The following is a 4,889-nucleotide window of genomic DNA, read 5'->3' on the forward strand; positions in this document are numbered from 1 at the left end:
CCAAGAGATTACCGAATGGCACCATGCCTAAAAATGACATGGTGTATAAGCTCATCACGCGACCGCGTTTATCATCATCGATAATCGTTTGGAGTACTGTATTGCCAGATGCAACTTGTAAGATGATCCCCAAACCAACTATTAACATCGCCAGTAATGACAGCGGTAAATAGCGAGACAAAGAAAAAGTAATTAACCCAATTCCTAACAGGGCTGGCCCCAGAATAATTAATTTCCCCAAACCGATTACTGTCGTTCTGGTTGCTAAGTAAATACCACCAAACACCGCGCCCACACCCGATGCTGCCATCAAAAATCCTAATGTCTGCGCGTTACCATTGAGAACTTTATCGGCAAAAACTGGGACGAGGACTGTATACTGCATCCCCATCAAGCTCACTAAAGCCGATAACAATAAAATCGCTCGAATCGGCGGGCATTCAAAAGCATAGATAAAACCTTCCTTAATTCGTTGGAGTGGACTACCAGCGATTTTGGGCATTTGCTTGGGTTGAAAGCGCATCGCCAATAATGCTGCAATCACCGCAATATAACTGATGCCATCAATCAAAAAACAATAAGCTTCCCCAACTCTCGCAATCAATAATCCCCCGATCGCAGGGCCGATTAAACGCGCACCATTAAACATCGTCGAGTTAATCGCGATCGCGTTTGCCAAATCTTCCGGGCGATCGACTAGCTCAGTCACAAAGGCTTGCCGCGCTGGGGCATCTGCGGCACTAATGACGCCCTGAATAAAGCTTAAAACTAAAATCGATTCGATATTAATGTTATTAGTTAATGCCAAAGCTGCTAGTGATAATGATTGCAACATGGATAACACTTGCGTCGTCAGCAAAATCCGATGGCGCGGCAAGCGATCGACTAAAACTCCACCAAAAGGTGTCAAAATAAAGTTGGGAATTTGGCTGGTAAATCCCACTACCCCCAACATTAACGGCGAACTAGTGATGTGATAAACCAGCCATACTGTAGCCAGTTGGGTCATCCACGAGCCGATGAGCGAGATTCCTTGCCCTGCAAAAAACAGCCGATAGTTTCGCGATCGCAGTGCTGGTGGTAAAAATTTAGATGCGGTTAACTGCATGTTAAATAGCTCGATCGATACATTTGAATCTCGATGGTAAATTGGGCTTGCTGTACCTTATTTTCGGAGTCTTTGGGGTCGAGCCTAAATAATAATTGTCCGGGTTGAACTTTTTGGCGATCGGTGATGGATAGTTCGTATGCGTAGTATTGTGACAGACTTACGGCTCAGCCACTTCTGTCAATAGGATGAACATTGCATCCGCCTAAATTAGTTATAGTCCCCCAAACCACTCATAACCTTGGTCTTCCCAATAACCCTGTTTGGTGGGTAATCGATCGAGTAAGGTAACTCTAGTCACCCATTTACTTTGCTTGTAACCCAGCTTAATCGGCGCAGCAAGACGCAGTGGCGCACCATTATCTACAGGTAGCGGCAGACCATTTTTTTGATAGGCTAACAGCGTTTGTGGGTGCATTGCAGAAGGTAAATCCCAACTATTGTAGTAACCATCCCCAGACTCAAAATAAACGTAGCGAGCCGTATTTTTTGGCTGTGCGAGGGCGATTAAATCTCTCAATCTGACGCCACCCCATTGGACGATCGCCGCCCAACCTTCGACGCACACATGCTGAATTACCATCGATCGCAATGGCAACTTTTGAATATCGCTCATACTTAATTGCAGCGGTTGGTTCACCGCACCATCGATAATTAGTTTAAAAGTAGTCGGATCGATTTCGGGTGCATCGGTAAAACTATTAATGATTAATGCCTTGGGATCGATATCGCTAACTGGATATTCACGGGCTAAAGCTTGAGGTTTGAGCAATAGTTCTTCGACTCGTTGATTGAGCGGATCGATCGCCTTGCCGACAGCAGTGGAGTATGGATTTAAGCCACAACTATCGAGCAATAGACCCATGCCTGCAAAACCAGATAGTTGTAATAATTGCCGCCGATTGATTGGATTCATAATTAGTTACTCTTCGGTGCGTTACTACAATATTCTTACAAATTAAACAGGACTGCTATAGATGAAAAATTTATTAAACTTTTCAAACAAACATCGATCGCCAGATTTTTAATCCGCCGACTTTCAAGCCCATTAGCATATGCAGCATCGTAAATATTAAGGCGATCGGCACCGTCATAAAATGCACCGTGCGGAGCGTTTGCCAATTACCAAATAAACTCGCCAACCAGCCTAACTGGACTGGTTTATACATCGCCAATCCACTCGCGATCGCCAGAATTAAAATCGGAATGATACTCGTATAAATCAGCCGATGCCAAGCATAAGTTTTGCGCTTAGGATTTTGTCCGACCTTGAGGACTTGCAGATCGCTACTAGAGACAAATCGCCGTTGCCACCGTTTTGTCAAGCCGATATAAATGCCATAAATTAGCAAATTAAATGAAAATACCCACATCATGGCAAAGTGCCAATCCCTACCACCCGCCAGCCATCCCCCCAGAGTCATAAAATCGGGAAACTGCCAACCATCTTTGCCACCGAATACAGGTGTGGCATTATAAATCTGAAGTCCGCTACCAATCATCAAGAATAAACTGACGATCGTGATGCCGTGAAACAGCTTGATGACGATTTTTTGGTGGGGAATTGGCGGAGATTTTGTAGGTGTTGGCATATTTAAATAGATAAACTCAGAAATAACGGAGCCAACCAGAGTTGAATCTGCACATCCAAACCCAACAGCAGCGAGATCGCCGTAATAAGTATCATTATCTCGCCAATCTTGATAAATTGCCCCAAAAGGCGATCGATCCGGCGGCGATCTCATCGGGTAAATTCGGCCTTTCGGCCTGATGAGAGTTCCAGGTTAGTTAATCTGTTAATCTAAGGTGAGTTCGATTTTGGGAGCGTAGAGCTATGTCCATCGCTTATTATGACAGCCAGTATGTAGAACGCGACAGTATCCGGATCGAGCCTACCGATTTTGGCTTCGCGCGGGGTGTAACTTTGTTTGAGCTAGCACGGGTTTATGGTGGCAGACCGTTTTATCTGCTAGAGCATTTGCAACGGCTAGAACGGGGAGCCAAAATGCTCGATCTACCGTTGCCGACATTAACAGAACTGGCTGAAATAGCCACCCAGATCATCGCCCGTAATACCTATCCCCATAGTGCGATTAAATTTTATCTAACTGCTGGTGAATGCGATCGACCCAGTGGCACCAGTTATAGCGCTTGCCAGAGTTTTCGACCGCATTTGATGATTTTTGAGGATGAGGTAGTTCCCCAGCATCCAGAGGCTCCCTATGGGCTGGAGATTTATCAATCCGGTCAACGGTTGAAAATTGTGCCTTACGATCGAGAGTTGCCGATGCTCAAGACGACCAATTATCTGACGGGTTTTTATGCGGCGCGTCAAGTAGCGGGCGCGGATTATGATGATATTCTGTTTACCCATCGCGACGGCTATATCACCGAAGCAACGCGCAGCAATTTTTTCTGCGTTATCGATGGTGTATTGGTAACGCCCCAGCGCGGAATGTTGGGGGGAATTACTCGCCACGTCATTCTCGAACTGGCTGCCCAGCTCGGCATCAAAACGATCGAACGCGATCTGTTTCCTGCCGATCTCGGGCGAGCGACAGAAGCATTTACCACTGGCAGTATTGCCGAACTGTTGCCAGCGAGATCGATCGATGACTACCATCTACCTACGACGATGAATGGTCGAGTCTTCGCGGCGCTCCGCCAAGCTTTTTCAGCAAAAATTCAGGGTTAGGCAGTCGCTTGTTAACTGGAGATTAGAGTCGATTTCGCGATCGGTCGATCGCGACGATCTATATTTTTCCTTAAACGGTACCGAGAAAAAGCGATCGATCCAAACTCGGATCGATCGCTTTTTTGTTGCCGATCGCCATTTTGTGCAGTACATTTAAGTAGCAGTGTAAAAAAGCATTATGGGCAGACCCAAAAAAGATCCGACGATAACTCAAACCTATAGAGTCAAGCCAGAAACAGCAGAGAAACTGAGGGAGACAGCTAAGGAACTAGGCTTTGAGTATGGCGAAACAGCCGCGATGGGTGCATTTTTAGATCGTCTGGCAGAGATCGATCGCGAGTTGCTAAAATTAGTTTTTAAAAAGACTTGACGAATAACTGTACAGTAGTTATTATCAAAGGGCAGAGCAATTCAGCCACGATATCAGGAGTAAGCGAATGTCAGACAGACTAGACCGAATCGAAGCAGGGTTAGATGAGACTCGCAAGATTGTAGACTCTAACTCAAGAGCAATCGAAGCATGGGCAAATGAGTCAGTAGAGTACAAACGACAAACAACGGCAGCGATCGGACGGCTAACATCCATTAGCGAACAGCTAGCCGAACTTATCACTACGCTAGCCGCTCGTCAGCAAGACCAAGAAAATCGGATCGATCGCCTAGAGCAATAACCGCAAATACAGCCCGCTCGTTTCAATCCCTATAAGGGTTTAGAGTCGATTTCGCTCGCCCGAATTTAGAGCCAGTGCAGCTAGTACCCACACGTTTCAATCCCTATAAGGGTTTAGAGTCGATTTCGCTGATCCCGATCTAGTCGATGCCTATGTCGATCGCATGTTTCAATCCCTATAAGGGTTTAGAGTCGATTTCGCTAAGCTCCCAGCGATAAGCATCAGATCGATCGCATCAAGGTTTCAATCCCTATAAGGGTTTAGAGTCGATTTCGCTTACTTGGGGCGTGACTGACAGCGGGAGCAAGTAACGATTCAATCCCTATAATGGTTTAGAGTCGATTTAAATCAAAAATATAGAATATAAAAAAAAAAGCAAGTAAAAAAATTTTAAATAACAAAAATTTGTTTTAAT

Annotated in this window: 7 protein-coding genes and 1 CRISPR repeat array; of the genes, 3 read left to right on the forward strand and 4 right to left on the reverse strand. The window is 45.3% G+C overall.

Annotated features, from left to right (window positions below; genetic code table 11):
• The 4 genes from RMO52_RS20500 to RMO52_RS20515 form a co-directional block, all read right to left on the reverse strand.
• Positions 1–1,108, reverse strand: a 1,108-nt coding sequence (locus tag RMO52_RS20500; protein ID WP_310417971.1) for an MFS transporter, incomplete at its 3' end; no start/stop codon positions are given.
• Positions 1,099–1,266 carry a biotin/lipoyl-binding protein gene (locus tag RMO52_RS20505; RefSeq protein WP_309739256.1) on the reverse strand — a complete coding sequence of 56 codons (168 nt, stop codon included), beginning with the start codon at positions 1,264–1,266 and terminating at the stop codon, positions 1,099–1,101. The genes RMO52_RS20500 and RMO52_RS20505, both read right to left, overlap by 10 nt.
• Positions 1,267–1,322: 56 nt before the next feature.
• Positions 1,323–2,024 carry a molybdopterin-dependent oxidoreductase gene (locus RMO52_RS20510; protein WP_310417974.1) on the reverse strand — a complete coding sequence of 234 codons (702 nt, stop codon included), beginning with the start codon at positions 2,022–2,024 and terminating at the stop codon, positions 1,323–1,325.
• 82 nt (positions 2,025–2,106) lie between these two features.
• Complete coding sequence (locus RMO52_RS20515) at positions 2,107–2,700, reverse strand: cytochrome b/b6 domain-containing protein (RefSeq protein ID WP_396135066.1); 594 nt, start codon at positions 2,698–2,700, stop codon at positions 2,107–2,109.
• A 242-nt stretch (positions 2,701–2,942) separates the two neighbouring features.
• Here RMO52_RS20515 and RMO52_RS20520 point away from each other — a divergent pair, with 242 nt between their 5' ends.
• The 3 genes from RMO52_RS20520 (at position 2,943) to RMO52_RS20530 (ending at position 4,474) form a co-directional block, all read left to right on the forward strand.
• Positions 2,943–3,803 carry an aminotransferase class IV gene (locus RMO52_RS20520; RefSeq protein ID WP_309739249.1) on the forward strand — a complete coding sequence of 287 codons (861 nt, stop codon included), beginning with the start codon at positions 2,943–2,945 and terminating at the stop codon, positions 3,801–3,803.
• Positions 3,804–3,981: 178 nt separating this feature from the next.
• Complete coding sequence (locus RMO52_RS20525; RefSeq protein ID WP_309739251.1) at positions 3,982–4,173, forward strand: hypothetical protein; 192 nt, start codon at positions 3,982–3,984, stop codon at positions 4,171–4,173.
• Positions 4,174–4,240: 67 nt separating this feature from the next.
• On the forward strand, positions 4,241–4,474 hold the full coding sequence (locus RMO52_RS20530; RefSeq protein WP_309739254.1) for a hypothetical protein: 234 nt from the start codon (positions 4,241–4,243) through the stop codon (positions 4,472–4,474).
• 19 nt (positions 4,475–4,493) lie between these two features.
• A CRISPR array of direct repeats spans positions 4,494–4,823; the repeat unit is 37 nt; unit sequence GTTTCAATCCCTATAAGGGTTTAGAGTCGATTTCGCT.
• Positions 4,824–4,889: the final 66 nt, after the last annotated feature.

The sequence above is a fragment of the Chamaesiphon sp. OTE_8_metabat_110 genome (assembly GCF_031382685.1).
GTDB lineage: Bacteria > Cyanobacteriota > Cyanobacteriia > Cyanobacteriales > Chamaesiphonaceae > Chamaesiphon.

Excerpts from the sequence above, each read along its gene's own strand:
- RMO52_RS20515 (WP_396135066.1), bottom strand. The coding sequence starts at position 2,700 with ATGCCAACACCTACAAAATCTCCGCCAATTCCCCACCAAAAAATCGTC.
- RMO52_RS20510 (WP_310417974.1), bottom strand. The coding sequence starts at position 2,024 with ATGAATCCAATCAATCGGCGGCAATTATTACAACTATCTGGTTTTGCA.
- RMO52_RS20520 (WP_309739249.1), top strand. The coding sequence starts at position 2,943 with ATGTCCATCGCTTATTATGACAGCCAGTATGTAGAACGCGACAGTATC.
- RMO52_RS20530 (WP_309739254.1), top strand. The coding sequence starts at position 4,241 with ATGTCAGACAGACTAGACCGAATCGAAGCAGGGTTAGATGAGACTCGC.
- RMO52_RS20525 (WP_309739251.1), top strand. The coding sequence starts at position 3,982 with ATGGGCAGACCCAAAAAAGATCCGACGATAACTCAAACCTATAGAGTC.